Source organism: Candidatus Darwinibacter acetoxidans (genome assembly GCF_041936445.1).
GTDB lineage: Bacteria > Bacillota > Limnochordia > Darwinibacteriales > Darwinibacteriaceae > DTU010.
Map to the genome: position 1 here is coordinate 41,182 of NZ_JBHGXH010000130.1, position 21,365 is coordinate 62,546.

21 protein-coding genes are annotated in these 21,365 nt (G+C 60.0%); 1 reads left to right on the forward strand and 20 read right to left on the reverse strand.

Translation table 11 applies throughout. The annotated features are described in order from the left end of the window. Positions 1–2: 2 nt before the first annotated feature. The 19 genes from ACE4YL_RS04750 to spoIIP form a co-directional block, all read right to left on the reverse strand. The gene (locus ACE4YL_RS04750) at positions 3–974 is read right to left on the reverse strand and encodes a PhoH family protein (RefSeq protein WP_461359676.1); all 972 of its coding nucleotides are present in this window, start codon (positions 972–974) and stop codon (positions 3–5) included. Positions 975–1,029: 55 nt separating this feature from the next. Further along, positions 1,030–2,211: a sporulation protein YqfD gene (gene yqfD / locus ACE4YL_RS04755; protein WP_461359675.1), complete on the reverse strand. Its 1,182-nt coding sequence runs from the start codon at positions 2,209–2,211 to the stop codon at positions 1,030–1,032. Beyond that, positions 2,208–2,486 (reverse strand): YabP/YqfC family sporulation protein, encoded by a 279-nt coding sequence (locus tag ACE4YL_RS04760; protein WP_461359674.1) that lies wholly within the window; start codon positions 2,484–2,486, stop codon positions 2,208–2,210. Before ACE4YL_RS04760 ends, yqfD begins: the two co-directional genes overlap by 4 nt. A 90-nt stretch (positions 2,487–2,576) precedes the next feature. After that, the gene (locus tag ACE4YL_RS04765; protein ID WP_461359673.1) at positions 2,577–2,975 is read right to left on the reverse strand and encodes a hypothetical protein; all 399 of its coding nucleotides are present in this window, start codon (positions 2,973–2,975) and stop codon (positions 2,577–2,579) included. Positions 2,976–2,984: 9 nt separating this feature from the next. After that, positions 2,985–3,986 (reverse strand): flotillin-like protein FloA, encoded by a 1,002-nt coding sequence (gene floA, locus ACE4YL_RS04770; RefSeq protein ID WP_461359672.1) that lies wholly within the window; start codon positions 3,984–3,986, stop codon positions 2,985–2,987. 21 nt (positions 3,987–4,007) lie between these two features. Next, the gene (locus ACE4YL_RS04775) at positions 4,008–5,303 is read right to left on the reverse strand and encodes an NfeD family protein (RefSeq protein ID WP_461359671.1); all 1,296 of its coding nucleotides are present in this window, start codon (positions 5,301–5,303) and stop codon (positions 4,008–4,010) included. A 61-nt stretch (positions 5,304–5,364) separates the two neighbouring features. Next, positions 5,365–5,541, reverse strand: coding sequence for a 30S ribosomal protein S21 (gene rpsU / locus ACE4YL_RS04780; protein ID WP_461359670.1), 177 nt, complete (start codon positions 5,539–5,541; stop codon positions 5,365–5,367). A gap of 105 nt (positions 5,542–5,646) precedes the next feature. Beyond that, positions 5,647–5,988: a histidine triad nucleotide-binding protein gene (locus ACE4YL_RS04785; protein WP_461359669.1), complete on the reverse strand. Its 342-nt coding sequence runs from the start codon at positions 5,986–5,988 to the stop codon at positions 5,647–5,649. 5 nt (positions 5,989–5,993) lie between these two features. Further along, positions 5,994–7,310 (reverse strand): tRNA (N(6)-L-threonylcarbamoyladenosine(37)-C(2))-methylthiotransferase MtaB, encoded by a 1,317-nt coding sequence (gene mtaB / locus ACE4YL_RS04790; protein WP_461359668.1) that lies wholly within the window; start codon positions 7,308–7,310, stop codon positions 5,994–5,996. Next, positions 7,307–8,047 (reverse strand): 16S rRNA (uracil(1498)-N(3))-methyltransferase, encoded by a 741-nt coding sequence (locus ACE4YL_RS04795; RefSeq protein WP_461359667.1) that lies wholly within the window; start codon positions 8,045–8,047, stop codon positions 7,307–7,309. Before ACE4YL_RS04795 ends, mtaB begins: the two co-directional genes overlap by 4 nt. Before the next feature lies 1 nt (position 8,048). Next, positions 8,049–8,972 carry a 50S ribosomal protein L11 methyltransferase gene (gene prmA / locus ACE4YL_RS04800; protein WP_461359666.1) on the reverse strand — a complete coding sequence of 308 codons (924 nt, stop codon included), beginning with the start codon at positions 8,970–8,972 and terminating at the stop codon, positions 8,049–8,051. A gap of 62 nt (positions 8,973–9,034) precedes the next feature. Continuing rightward, the gene (dnaJ, locus tag ACE4YL_RS04805) at positions 9,035–10,150 is read right to left on the reverse strand and encodes a molecular chaperone DnaJ (protein ID WP_461359665.1); all 1,116 of its coding nucleotides are present in this window, start codon (positions 10,148–10,150) and stop codon (positions 9,035–9,037) included. Positions 10,151–10,178: 28 nt separating this feature from the next. After that, entirely contained in the window at positions 10,179–12,011 is a 1,833-nt protein-coding gene (gene dnaK, locus ACE4YL_RS04810; protein WP_461359664.1) for a molecular chaperone DnaK, read from the reverse strand. After that, on the reverse strand, positions 11,999–12,616 hold the full coding sequence (gene grpE, locus ACE4YL_RS04815; protein ID WP_461359663.1) for a nucleotide exchange factor GrpE: 618 nt from the start codon (positions 12,614–12,616) through the stop codon (positions 11,999–12,001). The genes dnaK and grpE overlap by 13 nt, the downstream gene beginning before the upstream one ends. Positions 12,617–12,671: 55 nt before the next feature. Beyond that, a complete protein-coding gene (hrcA, locus tag ACE4YL_RS04820) occupies positions 12,672–13,694 on the reverse strand; it encodes a heat-inducible transcriptional repressor HrcA (RefSeq protein ID WP_461365318.1) in 1,023 nt (340 codons plus the stop codon). Positions 13,695–13,794: 100 nt separating this feature from the next. After that, positions 13,795–14,934 (reverse strand): radical SAM family heme chaperone HemW, encoded by a 1,140-nt coding sequence (hemW, locus tag ACE4YL_RS04825; RefSeq protein WP_461359661.1) that lies wholly within the window; start codon positions 14,932–14,934, stop codon positions 13,795–13,797. 8 nt (positions 14,935–14,942) lie between these two features. Continuing rightward, entirely contained in the window at positions 14,943–16,736 is a 1,794-nt protein-coding gene (gene lepA / locus ACE4YL_RS04830) for a translation elongation factor 4 (protein WP_461360031.1), read from the reverse strand. Positions 16,737–16,824: 88 nt separating this feature from the next. Continuing rightward, entirely contained in the window at positions 16,825–18,420 is a 1,596-nt protein-coding gene (murJ, locus tag ACE4YL_RS04835; protein WP_461358131.1) for a murein biosynthesis integral membrane protein MurJ, read from the reverse strand. Positions 18,421–18,482: 62 nt separating this feature from the next. After that, the gene (gene spoIIP / locus ACE4YL_RS04840) at positions 18,483–19,568 is read right to left on the reverse strand and encodes a stage II sporulation protein P (RefSeq protein WP_461358132.1); all 1,086 of its coding nucleotides are present in this window, start codon (positions 19,566–19,568) and stop codon (positions 18,483–18,485) included. Between the two features lie 93 nt (positions 19,569–19,661). Between spoIIP and ACE4YL_RS04845 the strand changes: the two genes are divergently transcribed. After that, a complete protein-coding gene (locus ACE4YL_RS04845) occupies positions 19,662–20,210 on the forward strand; it encodes a GerMN domain-containing protein (protein ID WP_461358133.1) in 549 nt (182 codons plus the stop codon). Here ACE4YL_RS04845 and gpr read toward each other — a convergent pair. Continuing rightward, complete coding sequence (gene gpr / locus ACE4YL_RS04850) at positions 20,207–21,271, reverse strand: GPR endopeptidase (protein WP_461358134.1); 1,065 nt, start codon at positions 21,269–21,271, stop codon at positions 20,207–20,209. The genes ACE4YL_RS04845 and gpr overlap by 4 nt on opposite strands. Positions 21,272–21,365 lie beyond the last annotated feature (94 nt).

Genomic DNA, 21,365 nt, shown 5'->3' on the forward strand with positions numbered 1-21,365 from the left:
TCCTAGGATTGCAATTTGCCTACTTCTTGATCATGGGCTTCATAGGCTTGGATGATGCGCTGCACCAGGGGATGGCGAACCACATCCGTTTCATCCAAGAAGCAGAAGCTGATTCCTTCTACGCCCCTCAAGATCCCCTGCACCTCTATGAGGCCGCTGGTTTTCTCCTTGGGCAGATCCACCTGGGTAATATCTCCGGTGATCACCGCTTTGGAACCAAATCCTAGGCGAGTCAGGAACATCTTCATCTGCTCCGGGGTGCAGTTTTGGGCTTCGTCGAGGATGATGAAGCTGGCATCCAAGGTCCGCCCGCGCATGTAGGCCAGGGGAGCGATTTCAATGATCCCCTTCTCCCGGTACTTGGCAAAGGTTTCATGGCCTAAAATATCAAACAGGGCATCATACAGGGGGCGCAGGTAAGGGTCCACCTTGTCCTGCAGATCCCCAGGCAAAAACCCAAGGTGCTCGCCTGCTTCCACCGCGGGACGCGTCAAAACGAGCCGCTCCACTTCTTTCTTCTTCAGGCTGGCCACCGCTTGGGCCATGGCCAGGTACGTTTTGCCCGTACCTGCCGGGCCGATGCTGAACACGATGTCATGGGTGGCCATGGCGGAAATGTAGCGTCTCTGTCCTGCTGTCTTCGGGCGGATCCTGTGGCCCCGATGGGTTACCACCACAATCCCTGCATTGAGCTCCTGCAGGGGGGCAGACTCGCCGTTATCGCTCATCTTGATGGCGTAGTAGACGTCGTGATTGGTCAGGCTAGAGCCAAGCCCAGCCATGTTCTGGAGGGCGTTTTTGGCTTTGGCCACGGCTTCCTCGGGTCCACTGATGATCAGATCAAGCCCCCGGGCCACGATCTTCACACCGAAGGCCTCTTCCAAAAGCCTCAGGTGTTCGTCGCGCTTGCCGCTCAGAGCTTGAGCCTGATCATTATCTTCAAGGCGCAATATCTGACTCAATACATCAACCATCCTTTGTGTGTCTCTGTATGCACTTATTATAAGCAAAATGGCGCAAAAGTGCAAACTATTGCCCCGAAAAATGGCCGATGTCCTCCAGCACTTCTACCTGGAGGGTAACCCTGATCCCCTCCCCGTCCGTGACGTATTCCACCGCCTTGGTCTCCGCGACCACACTCTCCCTGTCTACGCCCTGGCGGATCAGGCTCTCCCAGGCCAGTTCATAGGCTGCTTTTTCCGCTTCCCACCGGGCAACGGGGACCAAAACCCACTCCACCTCCTCATAGTCCAGGCGTGACCAGCTCACAGGCGCCATGGCCCGGCCCAGGTAGAGCTGCCAGTTTCTGGTGGTGATCAGGTGATTTTCCCGGGGGTAGGAACGGCCCAGGGGAATGCTCAAGGGCCCCACGGTGAGGATATACTGCCTATGGCGCACTCCAGTCTTTTCTGGCTGCCAGCGCACCAAACTGGCCTCACCCACCGCCTGGTACCACACCCGGGCTTTCACGATCCCTTGGGCCGCCCCAAACTGCCTGCGCCCCTGTGGATCGTAGTACATACCGGAGATGAGCAGCTCATCCCGGCGGACAGTATCCCCTTCCCGCACCTGGGCGGTGCCCCGCAGGACCAAAAGTTCTGTCACTAAACCGTCTCGCTTGGCGTAGATATGGCCTGCCCCCTGGGCCGCAAGTTCCGGCGCCTCCCGCTCCCGCACATGGATCTCCACCTTGATGCCCTGATTCCTCAGCTGGACCCAGGTGAGCTGGGGCAGATCCTCCAGGAGCTGCTGTTCAATGCGGCGGGCATCCACCGCGCCCCTGGGCACGCCCGCCCGCAGCCCGGTCTTTTCCACCGCGGCTTTGATCACCTCCACCGCCAGGGTCTCATTGCCGAACACCTGGATGAACCAGACAAAACTGGAAAGATAGATCACCGCCAGGGCAGCCAGTCCCAGCCCCAGGGCCAAAAAGGCGCGCCGCCTGAATCTGCGCAGAAGAAAGGGCAAACCGTGGCGATCCAGGATGGACACGCTGACCCGGGGCCCGTTCATCCACTCCCTGATCAGGGGCCGCAGGCGGCGGAAATCCTGGGCTGCCATTCTGGCCAGTACCACATCGGATGTGAGGCGCTCCACCTTGAGCACGGCTACTCCGGCCTGCGCTGCACTGTTCAGCACCCGCTCGATACCGGCACCCCGCAGGCACACGGTTACATACCCCCGCCACCACAACCACAAAAACGGGCTCATCTCAGCACCACCTGGCGGATTCGCCCCCGGATTTTGATTTCCTGGGCTGAAAAGGCAGCAATTTCCAGCTCGGAGCCGCTCACCTCGATGAACCCCTCCACGGAACGGAGTTTGACCATGGCAGTGGTGTACTGCACCAGACCTTTATGGTTGCTGATCTGCACTTCCCCGTCCCCTAGGATGTGGATCTCGGCTTGGTCCAGAACCACATTGGGGGGCACATCCAGTGCCTGGGCGAATCTTCGCTTCAGATTGCGGCTCACAGCTGGCCCCATCATCTTCCTCCTTTCACCTAAAACTATGCAGCAAAAAAAAGGTTAGACCGAAGCGGTCTAACCTCGCTAGTTCTACGATGGAGTCAGCTCTCAGCGGCTGGGCCAGCGGCGCAGGGCCCGGGGCGGCCTGATGATTTCAGACATGATCACGGCCTCAGCCAACCTGGTAAGCCTCCTAGTCTTTCCAAAAGTTTCCACCGGTGCGCCCCAAGGGCTCTCGCTGGCACCCAGCCGTTCCCAGCCGTCCTCCTGTTCATCTTCCCAATAGTCGGCGGCTCCCCCTTCCGCCTCCTCTCCAGGCAGCAGCTGGCTCAAGGCCTCCCGCACTGGTTCCCACGCTTCCACCTCGACCTCAGTCAGCTCAGGCTCCTCCTGGGGCGGTTCATGGGGCAGCTGGGCCGGGCGTACCCTTTCGTGGGCGGTCCGCCTAGCCAGACTGGAGAGGACCAAGGCGATAACCGAGATGAGCAGGCCCAGCAGTTCACGCATGCCGCTCACCTACCGCTCCTTTTTCTCGCCAGAGTCCTCGGGCTCCCGGGGCGGAGCCTGGCCGCTGATGGCCTCCCGCATGCGCGTATCCGCTAAGATGTTCTGCATGGCGTAGTAATCCATCACGCCCAAGTTGCCTGAGCGCAGGGCCTCGGCCAGGGCCTTGGGAACCTCCGCCTCAGCCTCCACGACCTTGGCCCGCATCTCTTGGGTTGCGGCCCGCATCTCCTGCTCCCTGGCTTGAGCAGCGAAGCGGCGCTCAGCGGCCTTGGCCTGGGCGATGTTCTTATCTGCCTCCGCCTGGTCCATCTGCAGGCGGGCACCGATGTTGCGGCCCACATCCACGTCGGCGATGTCGATGGAGAGGATTTCAAAGGCAGTCCCTGCATCAAGGCCCTTGTCCAGCACCAATTTGGAGATGACGTCGGGGTTCTCCAGTACACCGGCATGGCTGGCACTAGAACCGACGGAGGTGACGATGCCCTCGCCCACGCGAGCGATGATGGTGGCCTCGCCCGCACCGCCCACCAGACGGTCGATGTTGGCCCGCACGGTCACCCTGGCCTTCACCTTGAGTTCGATTCCGTCCTTAGCCACGGCAGAGATCAGGGGGGTTTCAATCACCTTGGGATTGACGCTCATCTGCACAGCTTCCAGCACGTTGCGGCCTGCCAGGTCAATGGCGGCGGCCCGCTCGAAACTGATGGGGATGTCGGCCCGCGTCGCGGCGATCAAGGCATCCACCACATTGTCCACGTTGCCGCCGGCCAGGTAGTGGGCCTCCAGTTTATCAATGGTGGTCTCCACCCCACCCTTCTGCGCCTTGATGAAGGGCAGAATAATGCGATGAGGGGGAACGCGGCGCAGACGCATACCCACAAGGCTGATCAGGCTCACCTTTACTCCGGCCGCCACAGCGGAAATCCATAGACCGATGGGCACGAAGCTGAAGAAAAGCGCCAAGAAAATGATGATCAAAAGCGGCAGCAATCCGGCGAGAATCAAACCCATGTCGTTTCCTCCCTTTGCTTGTTAGTCTTCTTTAACTTCCCTAACGACCACCCGGGTTCCTTCCGTCAGCACAACTTCTACCCTGGTATGCGCTTTGACGAAGCCGCCATCGGAAACCACATCATAGCGCTGGCCGTCAATGACGCACGTTCCCGAGGGACGCAGCGGCGTGATGGCCACTCCCTGCTTGCCCACAAGGTGGCTCAGGTCAGCCGGTGCGCGATAGCCCGCCTGGGGCGATTCACTGTGGGAGAGCACCAGCCGCTTCCACAGGCGGGACTGGGACAGCCGCTTCCAAAGCAGGATCACGGCAGCTATAGTAACCACTAGAACGATGCTCAAGTTGATCAGCGCGGTCTGCAGATCACCAAAGGCCAGGATGATGCTGCCGAAAACGCCCAGGATACCCAGGATACCGGCAATACCAAAGCCGGGGATCACGAAGAGCTCCAAAAGGAGGAGCAAAAGGCCCACCAAGAAGAGCAAAATGGCCTCCCAGCCCAGGAGCCCCGCGACGTAGCGGCCGCCGAAGAAGAGGCCCAAACAGATCAGCCCAGCGGTCCCTGGCACTCCCCAACCCGGCGTGGTGATTTCAAAGATCAAACCGAGAAAGCCCAAAGTCAAAAGGAGAGAGCTGATGGTGGAGTTGGTGAGGAAACGGGCGATGTTTTCCGCCCAGTGGGGCTTTAGTTCCACCAACTCGTAAACGTCGTACCCGGAAAGCACCAGGGCCTCATGCACGCTTCCGGCCATGAGGTCCGCCATCCCGTAGTCCAGGGCATCCTGGGCGGACAGGGTTAAGATCTTCCCCGCCTCAGACAGACCCTCCACCACCACACTGGCATCCACCATGGCTGCGGCCAGACGCCGATCCCGACCCCAGCGCTCCGCGGCGGCCTCAAACTCCGCTCGCAGAGCAGAGACTGTTTTCTCCTCCATGGGCCTGGGCTCTGCCGCGCCCATGCTGCTGCCAGGTGCCATGGCGATCTTCGGCGCGGCCAGGGCGATGAGGGCACCGGCCGACCACGCCCGCTCGCTCACGTAAGCGATCACGGGCACCTTAGACCGGAAGATCAGATCCTTGATTTCCGTGGCCGCATCCACCCGGCCGCCAAAGGTGTTGATCTCCAGCAGAACCACACCGTCATTGCGTTCCGCGAGGGCCAAACCTCTGGCCACAAAGACAGCTAGGCCCGGTTCGATCTCCCCCTGGATGGGCAGGGAGTAGACAGTGGGAGCCGCGGCAGCCGCGCAGGTGCAGGCCAAGGCTAAACCTATGACCAAGAACGCCGTGAGAAGCTGCGACTTCTGCTTCATGGGCACTACTCCTTTCTGCAAAAAAAGCTCGATATCTTGGGGACATCGAGCTAGAACTGCGTTAACGGTATCTTCTTTTCCGAGCTGCCTCCGACTTCTTTTTCCGCCTTACGCTGGGCTTCTCGTAGTGTTCCCGCTTGCGATACTCGGATAGAACACCTGACAGCCGGATTTGTTTCTTAAAACGGCGCAACGCACTGTCGAGGGACTCGTTTTTGCCTACCTTAACTTCTGCCACTGGTATCCCTCCTTCCGTGCCGAATGCGTCTGCTCTAAACTACAGGATACGCCGTGGGCATAATATCAAGGTAATTATAATCGATTTGGCTGCCAGGGTCAACAATCAACCTGGAGGCCATTTGAGGGAACGACCGCCTAAAAGGTGGAAGTGGAGGTGGTCCACACTCTGCCCACCATCCCGTCCGATGTTCACCACTACCCTGTAGCCATCCCCCAGATCCTGCTGCTCCGCGAGTTCCTTGATGAGCAGCAGCAGCTCACCCATGAGGGCCTGATCCTCCGGCTGCAGCTGTGCCAAGCTGGGAATGTGCTTTTTGGGAATGACGAGGATGTGGGTTGGGGCCTGCGGGTTGATGTCCCGGAAGGCCACAGCCTGGTCCGTCTCCACCAAGAAGTCTGTGGACAGCTCACCCCTGGCGATTTTGCAAAAGAGGCAATCTGCCATGGAACTTACCTCCCCTCGCTTGTTATCCCCTGCACACCGTCCCGGTCTGCCGCCAGCACCCGCACCGGGACAAGCTCGCCCACCAGATCTTCCTGGGGCGCGGGGAAACTCACCCGCACGTAGTTGTCGGTATGGCCGATGGCTAGGCCTCCTTCCTGTTCCTCAACCAGCACTTCAACTACCCTGCCCAGCAGGGAACGGTGGAACTCCTCAGCTAAGGTGTGCCCTAATTCTATTAGACGTCTGCTGCGGCTTTCCTTTACCGCCGCGGGAATTTGTTCAGGAAAACGCGCCGCCCGGGTTCCGGCCCGCCGGGAATAATGGAAAACATGGATGCGGCTGAAGGCCACCTCCTTGGTGAGCTCCAGCGTCTGCTGGAAATCCTCCTCGGTTTCTCCGGGGAAGCCCACCATGATGTCGGTGGTGATTGCCACTTGGGGAACCTGGGCCCGCAGCTTTTCCACAATGGCACGAAACTCACCGCTGGTGTAACCCCGGCGCATGCGCTGCAGCACCCGGTCACTTCCGCTCTGCAGGGGAATGTGCACATGGCGGCAGACCACCGGATGGGAGCTGAAGAGCTCCAAGAGCTCAGATGTCATCTCGTGGGGATCCACCGAACTGATCCGCAGGCGCAGCAGGCCAGGATAAGAGGCGATCTCCCCGGCGATCTGGGCCAGGGTGAGGGGCGGATCCAAATCCGCGCCGTAGAGCCCCAGATGAATCCCCGTGAGCACGATTTCTCTGTACCCCTGCTCCACCAGCAGCCTCACCTGTTCCAGGACGCTGTCCCGGCTGCGGCTGCGGGAACGGCCCCGGGCCAAGGGCACCCGGCAGTAGGTACAGAACTGGTTGCAGCCGTCCTGGATCTTCAGCGCGGCGCGGGTACGACCATCAAAGGGCAAAGCGGGCAGATCCTCAAACTCGGTTACCTGGAAGATGTCTTCCACCAAGGTCTTCTTGCCACCTGCCGCCAAGCGCTCCAGCTCTTCCACGATGCGGTCGCGCCCGTCGGTGCCCACCACCAAGCTCACCCCTTCCAGTTCCGCCACTTCCTGGGGATCGGTCTGGGCCAAACAGCCCATGACCACCACCTGGGCCTGGGGGTTCAAGCGGTGGGCCCGGCGGATCATCTGGCGCGACTTTTTGTCACCCAGATTGGTCACGGTGCAGGTGTTGATCAAATACACATCGGCCTTTTCTTTGAAGTCAACCAAGGTGTAGCCAGCCTGTAGAAACTGGGTAACCACCGCATCTGTATCATATTGATTCACTTTGCAGCCTAGGGTGGCCACAGCGAGCCTCTTCGCTGCTTCGGTCATCCTAAATCTCCCCATCTATAACCTAAAATGCTCAAAAGGACCAAGCCGGCCGTTTCTGTGCGCAAAATGCGCGGGCCCAGGGTACAGACCACGGCCCCCGCGTCCTGAAGCGCGGCGATTTCCTCGGGGGAAAAGCCCCCTTCCGGCCCCACGATGGCTGATACCGCCTTGGGCTCGGCCTCGATCTGGGCCAGACCTTGCTCCCGTTCGGCCTCGTAGGCGGCCAAAACCAGGTGCCCGCGGCTGGCATTTTGGCGGACCCGCTCCACCACCTGGGCAAAGGTGTGCACCGGCGCCACTTGGGGCAAGCGGATGCGCCCGCACTGTTTGGCCGCCTCCCTGGCAATGCGCTCCCAGCGCCGCAGCCGGTTCTCCGCCTGCTTAGGCTCGAGCTGAACCACGGTATAGCGGGAAGTAAAGGGCACAATCTCCGCTGCACCCAGTTCTACGGCCTTTTGGACCACCAGGTCCATCTTTTCTCCCTTAGCTAGTCCCTGAAACAATACTAGATGAAGGGGTGACTCTTGTGAACCCTTTCTGGTTTCTTCCACCCGCCCCTTCACCTCACGGCCCACAACCTCCAGCCTCACCAGGTGCAGGAAGCCCTCGGGATCCACGCACTCAACGAGCTCCCCCGGACCAAGGCGCAGCACTTTGGTGATGTGGTGGGCATCACTGCCGCGAATGGTTATCTCCAGGCCCTGCCGCTGGTCCTGCTCGATGAAAAACCGCACCACCTCAATCACCCCTCTGGAATAGATAGGCAGTCCATTCGCCCTGCTGTTTGCGGCGGAGCAGGCGCAAACCCGCCTGGTTGGCCTGGGCAAGGATCTCCCCATCCCAGTCCGCAACTACCCCGGAGGCGATGAAAAAGCCCCGGGGTGCCAAGATTTTCTGTACCTGGGGGAGCATGGGGGCGATCACATGGGCCACGATATTGGCCAGGATCACCTGGGGCTGGCCCTGAAGATCCTCCAGCGTGCCCTGTTCGATGGGAAACTCGAGCTTGTTCAGGTCCCTGTTTTCCCGGGCCGCCCGCACGGCCACCGGGTCGATGTCCACTGCCTCCACCTGCGCGCCCAGTTTGGCGGCGATAATGGCCAGGATCCCTGAACCGGTGCCGATATCCCATACCGTGCGCCCCTCAAGACTAAGGTGCTGCAGAAACTCGATGCACATGGCCGTGGAAGGATGGGTGCCCGTTCCAAAGGCCATGCCGGGATCCAGGTAGACGACCACCTGCCCGGGCCCGGGCTCCCTTTCCAGGGGCTCCCAGGCCGGCTGGATCAAAACCTGCCCGATGCGCACCGGGCGGTAATACTGTTTCCAAGCTTGAGCCCAGTCCTCTTCCCGGACCTGCCCTTCCACAATGAGCACCGGTCCGGGGTCAAAACCGTAGTCCCGCAAATTCTGCAGCTCCCGCCGGAGTGCCTCCTGCTCTGCTTGGTCCAGTCTGTTGTCTGAGAAATAACAGAGGATGGCTGCCTGCTCTGAAGCTTTCTGCTCTGGGAAATAGTCTCCCCAGCCGCGCCGCTTGGCCTCGTCCACCAGAGCGCTGTCTTCCACGGCGAAGTGCTCTATGCCCCACCTGCTCAAAACAGCGTAGGCACCTTCCAATGCGGTGCGGTTAAGGATGATGCGCAGTTCCTGCCAGTCGGACATGGACCTACCCCTTTCTTCAGCTAAGACAGGGGCTGCCCCCCAGGGGCAGCCCCGTAGACAGCTCAACGCAGGGCATCTTTCATGCGCTCAAAGAAACCCTTGTTTTCATCGGGCGGGTTCTCTCCCCCCGCTTTGGCGAACTCCCGCAGCAGTTGTTTCTGCTTGGCCGTGAGCTTAGTTGGGGTGACCACCCGGATCTCCACCAGCTGATCGCCCCGGCCGGCACCCCGCAGGTGGGGAATGCCCTTGCCCCGCAGCCGCAGAACCCGTCCAGACTGCGTGCCTTCGGGAATGCGCATCTTCACAGGGCCCTCTAAGGTGGGCACCTCGATCTCGTCACCCAGAGCCGCCTGGACAAAGGAGATGGGAACTTCCAGAATCACATTCTGCCCCTGGCGCTTAAACAGCTCGTGGGGCTTGACCCGGATCACCACGAACAGATCGCCGGGCGGCCCTCCCCGCACGCCCGCTTCGCCTTTGCCCGCTAAGCGCAGGCTTTGGCCGTCGTTGATCCCCGGGGGAACCTTCACCTTGACTCTGCTCATCTTGCGCTGGGTACCGCTGCCGTAGCAAACGCTGCAGGGTGTATCAAAAGTCCGACCTTCACCCAAGCAGCGTCCGCAGGTCCGGGTGCTGGTGAAGTGGCCAAAGGGGGTCGCCTGCGTATAGGTCACCTGGCCTGTCCCGCGGCACTCGGGACACGTCACGATAGGGGTGCCCGGTTCGGCTCGATTACCACCGCAGTGTTCGCAGACCTCGGTGCGGGGAATGGTGATTTCCGTTTCGGTGCCGAAGGCCGCTTCCTCAAAGCTGATGGTGAGCTCGTAGCGGAGATCCGCTCCCCTTTGCGGCCTGTGGGACTGGCGGGGGCCAAAACCGCCGAAGAACTCGCTGAAGATATCGCCCAGATCCTCAAAGCCGAAACCGAATCCACCGAAGCCGCCTTGGCCAGCGTCCTCGAAGGCTGCGTGACCGAAGTTGTCGTATTGCGCCCTCTTTTCCGGATCCCCCAGCACGGAGTAGGCTTCGTTAATCTGCTTGAAGCGCTCCTCCGCGCCGGGCTCCTTGTTCACATCGGGATGATACTTCCTAGCCAGCTTGCGGTAGGCTTTTTTGATCTCCTCGTCGGTCGCGCCCCGGGGAACGCCTAAGATGTCGTAATAGTCCTCTTTAGCCAAGCGCTACACCGCCTTTTTAGCACTGACCTTACGTCTCCTCCGTATAGTCAGCGTCCACTACATCGTCGTCCTGCTTGCTCTGGTCCTGTCCCGGAGCACCGCTTTGGGTCCCTTGGGCCTGGGTCTGCTGATAGAGCCGTTGGGAAATGCGGTGCATAACCTCGTCCATGGCCCGCATCTTGGATTTGATCTCCTCCAGATCATCCTTCTCCATGGCGGCCCTCAACTCGTCCATGGCCTTTTCTGCCTGGGACTTCTCCTCTGGGGTTACCTTGTCGCCAAGTTCCTTGAGGGTCCGCTCGGTGGCCCAGAGCGCGTTGTCCGCATTGTTGCGCAGCTCAATGGCTTCCCGCTTCTTGCGGTCTTCTTCCGCATGTTCTTCCGCCTCTTTCACCAACCGGTCGATATCCTCCTTGGTTAGGCTGGTGGAAGAAGTGACGGTAATGGTCTGCTCCCGTCCGGTCCCCTTGTCTTTCGCCGTGACATTCACGATGCCGTTGCGGTCAATGTCGAAGGTGACTTCGATCTGGGGAACGCCGCGGGGAGCTGGGGGAATGCCCGTGAGCTGGAAGCGGCCCAGAGTCACGTTATCCGCCGCCAGGGGCCGCTCACCCTGGAGAACATGGATATCCACCGCCGGCTGATTGTCGCTGGCCGTGGTGAAGACCTTGGTCTCCCGGCAGGGTATGGGCGTGTTGCGCTTGATCAGCGTGGTCATCACGCCGCCCAGAGTCTCGATACCCAAGGACAGGGGAGTAACGTCCACCAAGACCAGGCCCTGGCCCGCCTCAAACTCGCCGGCCAGAACGCCAGCCTGGATCGCGGCGCCTAAAGCCACGCACTCGTCGGGGTTGATGCCTTTGTAAGCCTCTTTGCCCATGAACTTTTCAATGGCTTCCTGCACCGCGGGGATACGGGTGGAACCGCCCACCAGGATGACCCGGTCGATGTCCTGCGGGGTCAAACCGGCATCAGAGAGGGCCTGGCGCAGGGGCCCCATGGTCTTTTCCACCAGATCCGCGGTGAGCTCGTTGAACTTGGCCCGGGTTAAGGTCATGTCCAGATGCACAGGTCCCGCGGGCGTCGCGCTGATAAAGGGCAGGTTGATGCTGGTCTGAACCAGGCCCGACAGCTCAATCTTGGCCTTTTCCGCGGCCTCCTTCAGCCTCTGCATGGCCATTTTGTCTTGGGTTAAGTCGATACCCGTTTCCTTTTTGAACTCCCGGACCATCCAGTCTATGATTCGCTGATCGAAGTCATCTCCACCCAGGCGGTTGTTGCCGCTGGTGGCTTTGACACCAACATAACCTTCATCCAGTTCCAGGATGGACACGTCAAAGGTTCCGCCGCCCAGGTCGAAGACCAAAACGGTCTGCTCATGCTCCTTATCCAACCCGTAGGCCAGGGCGGCAGCCGTGGGCTCGTTGATGATGCGCAGAACTTCCAAACCGGCGATGGTACCGGCATCCTTCGTGGCCTGCCTCTGGGCGTCGGTGAAATAGGCGGGCACGGTAATGACCGCTTTTTCCACCTTCTCACCTAGATAGGCTTCGGCCTCTTCCTTCAGTTTGCGCAGGATCATGGCGGAAATCTCCTGCGGTGTCATGGACTTGCCATCTATGGTCACCCGGTAGTCGGTACCCATGTGGCGCTTGATGGAGGAGATGGTCCGGTCGGGATTGGTGACAGCCTGCCGCTTGGCCACCTGGCCCACCAGACGCTCACCATCTTTTGTAAACGCCACAACGGAAGGCGTTGTCCTGGAACCTTCTGCGTTGGGAATGATGACAGGTTCTCCGCCCTCCATAACTGCCACAACCGAGTTGGTCGTCCCCAAGTCTATACCGATCACTTTTGACATTGCTTCTCTTCCTCCTCACCCTGGCCTACCAGGACCTTAGTGTGTCTAAGTACTTTATCATGCAGCAGATAACCTGTTTGCACCTGGGCAAGCACCGACAGTTCCTCACCGCCTGTGCCTTCCATGGCCACCGCTTCATGCAGGTTGGGATCAAAGGGCTGCCCCACCGCTTCGATGGGCTGGAGCCCGTGATTGGCCAAGGCTTCCTGCAGGCCCCGGAAGACCATCTCCATGCCTTGGAAAAACGGGTCCTCGGCCTGCTCCTCCCGCTTAGCCTGCATGGCCCGTTCGAAATTATCCAAAACCGGCAGCAGATCTTTGATCAGCTCTTCATTAGCTGCCAAGCGGATGCCCTCCAGTTGTCTCTGCATGCGGCGCCTGTAGTTCTCAAAATCGGCCTTCAAGCGCAGCAGCTGCTGAGCAAGGCGTGCCCTTTCTTCCTCCAGCTGTGCCAGCTGCTCCTGGAATTCTTGGGACACGGCCTCAGCCTGTTCTTCCGCTGCTTCCTGCACCCCCGGCTCCACCTCCACTTGTTCCGGGACGGAATCCTGCTCTGCCTGTTCCAACTCCTTGGCATCTTCCCTCATTTCGTCCTTTTCCGTCACCCAGCTACCTCCTCCCTAAGAAAGTGACCCTTGCTGGCAAAGGTCGCTTTCCGCACTATCTGTGATGCCTGGTCAACAGCAAGCTGACGGTTTGTGCCATCAGGTCAACGGCTGCCACCATCTTGGCGTAGTCCATGCGGGTCGGCCCCAAGACCCCCAAGGTCCCCACCACATCATCGCCCACGTAGTAAGTGCACGTCACAATGCTGCAGGTCTGCATGGGCGCGTAAGTGTTTTCCTGCCCAATGATCACCTGCACGCCGCTGGATTTAGCGGCGCCGCTCAGAATATTCAACAGCATATCTTTCTGCTCCAGGGCCTCAAAGAGGGCTGCCGCCCGCTGCACATCCCGGAACTCCGGCTGCGTCAGGATGTTGGATGCACCTGTGGCATAAACCTGCTCTTCCTTTTCTTCCGCCAACCCCTGCAGCACCAGATCCACCAGTACCCTGCCGATTTCCCCGAAATCGCTGATGATCTCCTTGAGCACGGTCATGCCCAGCTGCCTGTAGGTGATCCCCTTCAGTTTCTTGTTCAGCGCCTCGGAAATTTCCGCCACTTCTTCGGGGGAATACTCCTGGGCGGTGCGGATCAGGCGGTTTTTGACGAGCATGGGGTGCAGAACGAGGGTAGCCAAAATGCTTGTGGGCTCCAGCAAAACCAGCTGGACGTGTTTGAACACCAGCTGTTCGCTGCTGGGGGCCACAACCAGCGACACCGATTCGGTGAGCAGCGCAAGCAGCTTGGCCGCCAGGTGCAGGGCCCGCTCGGGGCTGTGCTGGGCATCCAGGAGCTGTTTTTCGATCCTCTCCACCTCTGATTGGGGAAAAGTGTGCGGTTCCATGAGTGCATCCACGTAGAAGCGATAACCCTTATCAGAAGGGATCCGCCCCGCGGAAACATGGGGCTGCTCCAAATACCCTATTTCTTCCAAATCTGCCATTTCGTTGCGAATGGTTGCCGGAGAGACGCCCAAGTCATGTCTGCGCGCAATTGTCCGTGATCCCACGGGCTCGGCGGTCTCAACATAGCTGTCAATGATCGCCCGGAGCACCAACCGTTTGCGTTCATCCAACATGACCCTTTCACCCTCCCCCTTTAGCACTCATTAAGAGAGAGTGCTAACAGATCTCAACCATAAAATATCACTTCGCACCCTGTTTGTCAAGGGGACCGGCTCAGCGCAGAAACGCCGCAGAAACCCGGTTTTCCAGGAATAAGCCCAGCTCTGTAACCCGCAGGCGGCCGTCCTTCTCCTCCGCCAGCCCCTGCTGGAGCAGCTGCTCAACGGCCTCCCCGTAAACCTCCCGCAAGCTGACCTGAAAGCGCCGGCGGAACTCCGCTTCAGAAACACCCTCCAAAAGGCGCATACCCACCATCATGGTTTCATCCATCTCCTGATCCCTGCCAACCTCTTCCCAGGTCAGGTAAGGGGGCTTTCCTTCTGCCCAGGAGCGGATGTATCCTTCCACATCGGGGGCGTTCTGGTAGCGGCAGCCGCCAAGATACCCGGTGGCACCGCTGCCCAGGCCGATGAAGGGCAGGTTATGCCAGTAGAGCAGATTGTGCCGGCACCTGTGGCCGGGCAGGCAGAAGTTTGAGATCTCGTAGTGTTCATAGCCCGCTCCCTGCAGCACCTCCCGGGCCAACTGGTACATATCCGCCTGTTCGTCCTCCCCCGGCAGCTCCACCAGGCCCTGCTCATGCCAGGAAGCCAGCGGCGTCCCCGGTTCCAGGATCAGGGCGTAGCAGGAAAGATGGGTAGGCTCCAGGGCCAGGGCTGCTTCCAGGGTGGCCCGCCAGTGGGCCAGGTCCTGGCCGGGCAGGCCAAACATCAGGTCTAGATTGATCTCCCGGATGCCAGCTGAGCGCAGGCTGCGTACACTGGCCCCGATGTCTTCCGCCCGGTGCAGCCTGCCGATTGCCGTCAGGAGCTCATTTTGAAAGGCCTGGGCCCCCAGACTTACCCGGTTTACCCCGGCCCCGGCCAGGAGCTCAGCTCCCTGGGGAGTAACTGACTGGGGATTGGCCTCAATGGTGACCTCGGGATCGGATGTAAAGGGAAGCTCCGCCAGGAGAAAGGCGATCAGCTGGGCCAGCTTTTCCGGGGGAATCAGGGTGGGCGTGCCCCCGCCAAAGAACAGACTGTCCAGGGGCCCGTTGGCCCAAAGCTTCCTGTAGTAGAGGGCTTCACGGCGCAGAGAAACAAGATAGCTGTCGACAAGGCCGGGAAAATCCGCCTCACCGACAACTATCGAATGGAAGTCGCAGTAATGGCATTTGCGTGCACAAAACGGGATGTGGACATAGACACCCATATAACCACCTAATCTACCTTGAGGATGGCCATGAACGCTTCCTGGGGCACTTCCACATTCCCCAGGCTTTTCATGCGCTTCTTGCCCTCCTTTTGCTTTTCCAGGAGCTTGCGCTTGCGGCTCACATCACCGCCGTAGCACTTGGCCAAAACGTCCTTACGTAGAGCCCGCACCGTCTCCCGGGCGATGATCTTGCTGCCGATGGCCGCTTGAATGGGCACCTCAAACTGCTGGCGGGGGATAACCTCTTTGAGCTTCTCCGCCAGCGCCCGGCCCCTGGCCATGGCCTTATCCCGGTGAACGATGATGGACAGGGCATCCACGGGATTCCCGTTGAGCAGGATGTCCAGTTTGACCACATCGGACTGTCGGTAGCCGATGAACTCGTAATCCAGGGACGCATAGCCCTTGGTGCGGGACTTCAAGCGGTCAAAGAAGTCCATGAGGATCTCCGCCAGGGGCAGGTCATACTCCAGCCGGGCCCGCTCAGGGGTGATGTACTCCATGGTGATGAAGGTGCCCCGCCGCTCCTGGCAGACCTCCATGACCGCGCCGATGAACTCATCGGGCACCAAAACGGTGGCCCGGACAAAGGGCTCCTCAATGTGTTCCACATGGGTCATGGGGGGAAGCGCGGTGGGATTGTCGATCTCCTTGACCGTGCCGTCCTTAAGCACCACCCGGTACACCACGCTGGGCGCGGTGGTGATCAAATTGAGGTCGAATTCCCGCTCCAAGCGCTCCTGCACGATCTCCATGTGCAAAAGACCCAAGAATCCGCAGCGGTAGCCAAAGCCTAAAGCCGCGGAGGATTCCGCCTCGTAGGTGAGGGCCGCATCGTTGAGCTGCAGTTTGTCCAGGGCATCCCGCAGCAGCGTGTATTCTTCGTTCACAACTGGATAGAGCCCGCAGTAAACCATGGGTTTGGCCGGCCGGTAGCCCGGCAGGGGCTCCGCGGCCGGGTTATGGGCAGTGGTGATGGTATCCCCCACCCTGGTGTCCCGCACATCCTTCATGCTGGCCATGATGCAGCCCACTTCCCCAGGGCCTAGGGCCTGCACTGGTCTAAAACCCGGCTGCAAAACGCCCAGTTCCGTCACCTCAAACTGACGCCCGGTGCTCATCATCTGGATGGTGTCGCCCAGCTTGATCGTGCCATCAACCACCCGGGCATAGGCCACCGCACCACGGTATTGATCGTAATGGGAATCGAAGATCATGGCCCGGGTGGGTGCCGCAGCATCGCCCCGGGGGGGCGGAATGCGCTCCACGATGGCCTGCAGCACCTGGTCAATGCCCTGCCCGGTGCGCGCGCTCACCAGCACCGCTTCCTCGGCGGACAGACCCACATCCTCCAGCTCGCGCTTAACCCTCTCCGGGTCGGCATTGGGCAGATCGATCTTGTTGATCACGGGGATGATCTCCAGGTCGTGCTCCAGGGCCAGATAGAGATTGGCCAGAGTCTGGGCCTCCACACCCTGGGAAGCATCCACCACCAAGAGGGCGCCTTCACAGGCAGCCAGGCTGCGGGATACTTCGTAGGAGAAGTCCACGTGGCCCGGAGTATCGATCAGGTTGAGGATATACTCTTCCCCATCTTGAGCCCGGTAGATCAAGCGCACAGCCTTGAGCTTAATGGTGATGCCCCGTTCCCGTTCCAGTTCCATGGAATCCAGGACCTGCTCGGTCATCTCCCGCTTGCTCACGGCCTCAGTGGCCTCCAGGATGCGGTCCGCGAGGGTGGATTTGCCGTGATCGATATGGGCAATTATGCAAAAATTGCGAATGTTCTTCTGGACCATACTCTTACCAATTCCTTCACACCGTAATGACCTGCCGATATTATAACACACGCCCCGCCGATTGCAAAATCAGCCGGCCCATCAAGCTTTAGCCCTGCTGCCCAGCACCCCTTTTGCTGGAAAGCTTTGCTTTGAGCAAGCCCCACAGGAAGCGGACTTCATCCATGCGCAAAAGCGCGGCCAAGATCAGGTAGACAAGTACGCCCACGGCAATGGCACCCAGGGTCTGGGCTGCCTCCGCCGCTTTCCCCGCACTGGGCAGGCGGCTGCCCAACAAAGAAGCTGCCCAGGAAGCGGCAAAGCCCATGCAGGCCGAGGCGGCTGCCGCTTTGACGGTTGTGGTCAAAAGCTCTCCGCTGGCCAAACCGGGAAGCCTTCTGCTGAGGATGGCAAAGGCTAAGGCAGCATTCACCAGAGAACTCAAGGAGAAAGCCAGGGCCAGTCCCCCCGCCCCCAGCGCCGTCCCTCTTAAGAAGACCAAGCTGAGGAGGAGATTGATCGCCACGGTAAACAGGCCGATCTTCACCGGGGTCTTGGTGTCCTGGAGGGAGTAAAAGCCTCTGGTGGTCACCTGCAGAGCTGCCTGGGCAAACAGCCCCGGCACATAAAACAGCAGGGCAAAGGCGGTGGCCGCGGTGTCCGCCGCGCCAAACTCCCCGGCTTCAAAGAGCAAACGGACGATGGGCACCCGCAGCACAGCCATGCCCACCGCGGAGGGAATGGTGATGAAAAACACCGTGCGCAGGCCGAAGGAGAGGGTGCGGGTGAATTCCTGCGCTTCCTCCCGGGCCGCCAGGACCGCTAAGGTGGGAAAGACCGCCGTGGAGATGCCCATGGCGAAAATGCCCAGGGGAAAATTGATCAGCCTGTTGGCCAGGCGCAGGGCCACAATGGAGCCCTCCTCCAGGGTCGAAGCCAGATTCTGCCCCACGATCACGTTCACCTGGGCGATGGAAAGGCCCAAAATGGCAGGCAGCATCAGCTCCACCATACGCCGGATACCCGGGTGTTTGAAGTCCAGGACGCGCTGGTAGTATCCCTTCCCCCTGCGCCACACTTCCGGCAGCTGGATGGAGAAGTTACCCAAGGCGCCCAACACTGTCCCCACCGCCATGGACATGATGCCCACAATGGGGCCTAAAACGTAGGCGCCGATAATCTGGGCGAGGTTGTAGATGATGGGGCCCAGGGCAGGCTGCAGGAAGATCTTGTAAGAATGCAGCACCCCCATGCACAAACCGGCCAAGGCGGTGAAAAACACCGCCGGGAAGGTTACCCGCATGAGCAGGATGAGCAGCTCCCTGTGCTCTCCGGTGAAACCCACCCCCACCAGGGGCGCCAGGACAGGGGCAAAGATCACCCCCAGGATCATCAGGGCCAGCAGCAGCAAAAAAGTGGCGTTGAGGAAGATGCTCGCCACGTACCAAGCTTCCTTTTCTTGATCTTTAGCCAAATACTGGGTGAAGACCGGAATAAAGGCGGAGCTCAGGGCTCCACCCACCAGCAGTTGGTACATGAGGTCCGGCAGGGCAAAGGCTGCAAAAAAAGCGTCGGTGGCGGCCGTCCTGCCGAAGACCTCCGCTATCGCCCGCTCCCGCACAAATCCCAGAATCCTGCTGACTAAGATGGCGGCCATAACGATGGTAGCTGCCCGTGTAACCTGTGCTCTGTTTTCTGTATCCAAGCTTCCTCGCTCCTCTTTCTAGCAACAAATTGAAAGATTCGCCTTCCACGGGCAAAATCCTGTTAGAGGGCGCGCACCAGCACGCTGGCGAGAAGCTCCGCGGCCAAGAGCGCTTCTTCCAAGGTGTTTTCCACTGAACCCACTTCAAAAATGAGGCTCCCGGGATGCAGATGCTGGTTGTAACGGGCCTCTTTATGCACCTGTACAGGCCGCATCAGCCCCGGGTAGAGGGCATCGCCCAGGGCTTTGATCCGGTAAGCCAGGGCCAGGTTCTCCTGGTAGTTGGGGTGCTGCAGGGGGATGTTCTGGGCCGTGCCCACCACGATGGCGATGCGGGCCACCTCCCGCCCGTTGATCAAGATGGTGGGGCTGGGCACCCCCGCGTCCCGGTGCAGATCAATAACCAGATCGAAATCTTTCTGCCGGCTCAGAACTTCCCGCACGGTCCGCTCTGAGTTGGCATAGGAGCTGTTAATGCTGGGCAGGGTGTGGATCCTGGTCTCGTGGACGACCTTAACTCCCAAGCTGGTCAAGGCGTTGGACAGGTGACGGCCCACCGCCATCACCCCGGTGATGGTGGGGTCGGCCAGGCTGCGGAACTGATGGTGGGCCTGCCCGGGACTGCCCCCTTCCAGGGCTCGTCCCAAATACATTTCCGAAGTATGGGTGTGGTAGATCAAAACCTTCGGTGCGGCCCGGTCAACCAAGCCGCGTTCTGTTTCCCCCGCCGGCTCCAGGCGCGGCCTCACCGGCTCCGGCGCAAAGGAAAGCTCCTGGATAAACACAAAGGGCCTATCCTCCCACACCCGCATGTGCGCCACCACCTGCGGCGAAAAGGGCAGGGCCGCCTCCACCATGTGCAAAGGATCCCTCAAATCGTAATTGGTCAGCCAGTAGAGAAACAAGTGCATGTCCAAGCTGTGGTAATCCGGCTGAGCACCGCCGTAGGCCGGCAGACCCAGGTTCAACAGAGAGCGGGCGAGGGCATGGTCGAAGCCGCTGTCCTGACTGAGCAGATAGTAGCCGCTCAGGGACAGGGAAAGAAAAAACAGCGCCAAGAGCATCAGCGGAATAACCTGGAACTCCTGCCCCAATGCACTGGCCCGGCGGCGGATTCGTTTGTAGAACCGGCGGAGGCGCAGCCGCATGTCACCACCTCTTCTCTTGGAGAATATATTTGTCTGCCTGGGAAAATATGATAAACTCGTAGTAGCCAATTCTCCTCGGGAAGTGATGAAGCAATGCGTGCCGCGAAAACTTTCCTCGTTGTGGTGCTGGTGGTGGGCCTGGCCGCCGGGCTGTGGGCACTGTTCTCCCTGTACAGCGAAGTAAAAGAGCTGCGCAGCATCCGGCAGATGCCAGCAGCTCCAGCCCCTGCCCAACAGGGACAGGAATACGCCACCATCTATCTTGTCAAGGCGGAACCCACCGAATTCCACCTGGTGCCGGTCCAGCGCAAGCTCGGCGGACCCGCCACCCCCCAAGCTGCACTGCAGGCCCTGATCAACGGACCCCTGGCCCACGAAGAGCTGTTCGCCTCGGTGCCAGCCAGCGTGCAGCTGCGGAGCCTGACAATCCAGGACGGCCTGGCCACCGCCGATTTCAGTTCCGAGATCGTTAAAGATTTCAACGGGGGCGCGCTGTTGGAGTCCTACCTGGTGACCGCCATCGTCAATACCCTCACAGAGTTTCCCCAGATCCAGCAGGTCCAGATCTTGGTGGAAGGGGAAGCGGTGGAGTCCATCGGCGGACACATTCTGGTGAGCAAGCCCCTGAGCAGGGGCCGTTAACTCAGGTACTTAAAGACCTCGTCGTAACTGACGCCCTCGTGGAAGGCGATGTTCAAGGCACCGGTAACCACATCGGCCACCTCGTCAATGAGCAGGTCGATCTCTTTCGGTGTGACGATCATGCTGCCGAAGTAAGGATCCAGCACCTGGCTCATGAGCTGCCGCCGATCCACCGAGGGATTGGCTTTGGGGGCCGCGGGTTTCTCTCCGCCCATGATCGCCCGGGGATCGATCTGGAACTCCGTGCGGCCGGAGGTGAGCCTTTCACTGTCCCGGTTGCCCTCCAAGAGGTTGAGGGCATCGGAGATGATGGTTACCGCATGCACCACCGTGGGCACACCCAGGGCGATCACGGGAATGCCCAGGGTCTCCCGGTTGATGGCCAGACGGCGGTTGCCCACGCCGGCTCCCGGGTTGATGCCCGTATCGGAGATCTGAATGGTGCTGCACAGGCGGTCCACGCTGCGGCTGGCCAAGGCATCGATGCAGATCACCGCCTTGGCGCCGATGCGGCTCACCACACCCATAATGATCTCCCCCGTCTCGATCCCGGTCAACCCCAGCACACCTGGGGCCAGGGCCGCCACGGGGCGCAAACCCTGGCGCAGCTCAGGAGGGGACAGCTCCAAGAGGTGGCGGGTAACCATGAGGTTTTCCAGAACTTTGGGTCCTAAGGAATCGGGGGTGGCATTCCAGTTGCCCAGCCCCACCACCAGTGCAGTGTCCTCATCCCCCAGGTTAGACTCTTGGAAGAACCACTGGATCTCTTCGGCCAAGAGCTGCGCGATCCGTTCATGGAGGTCCCGGTTGTGTTCCCGCAGACCGCTGGATTGGATGGTAGAATAGTTCCCGGGAGCTTTGCCCATCATGCGGGCCCCCAGGTCGTTTTCCACCACCATCCTGGTGATGGTAATGCCCGGCTCCTGTTCGGTGTGCACCCGCACGCCGGGCAGCTCAGGCGGCCCCTCCTGTTCGATCACCGCTTGGTGGGATTCTAAGGCCAGATCTGTACGGATGTTGTACTTGTCAAAAAGCAGGTCTTCACTGGTTTCTTTTGGCATGGTCTCTCCTCCCATCAGTGTTAGATTAACCTGAAGGAGAAACCTTATTCAGCCCAGGCTATTGAACAGTCTTCTTTCTAATGGTATAATCATA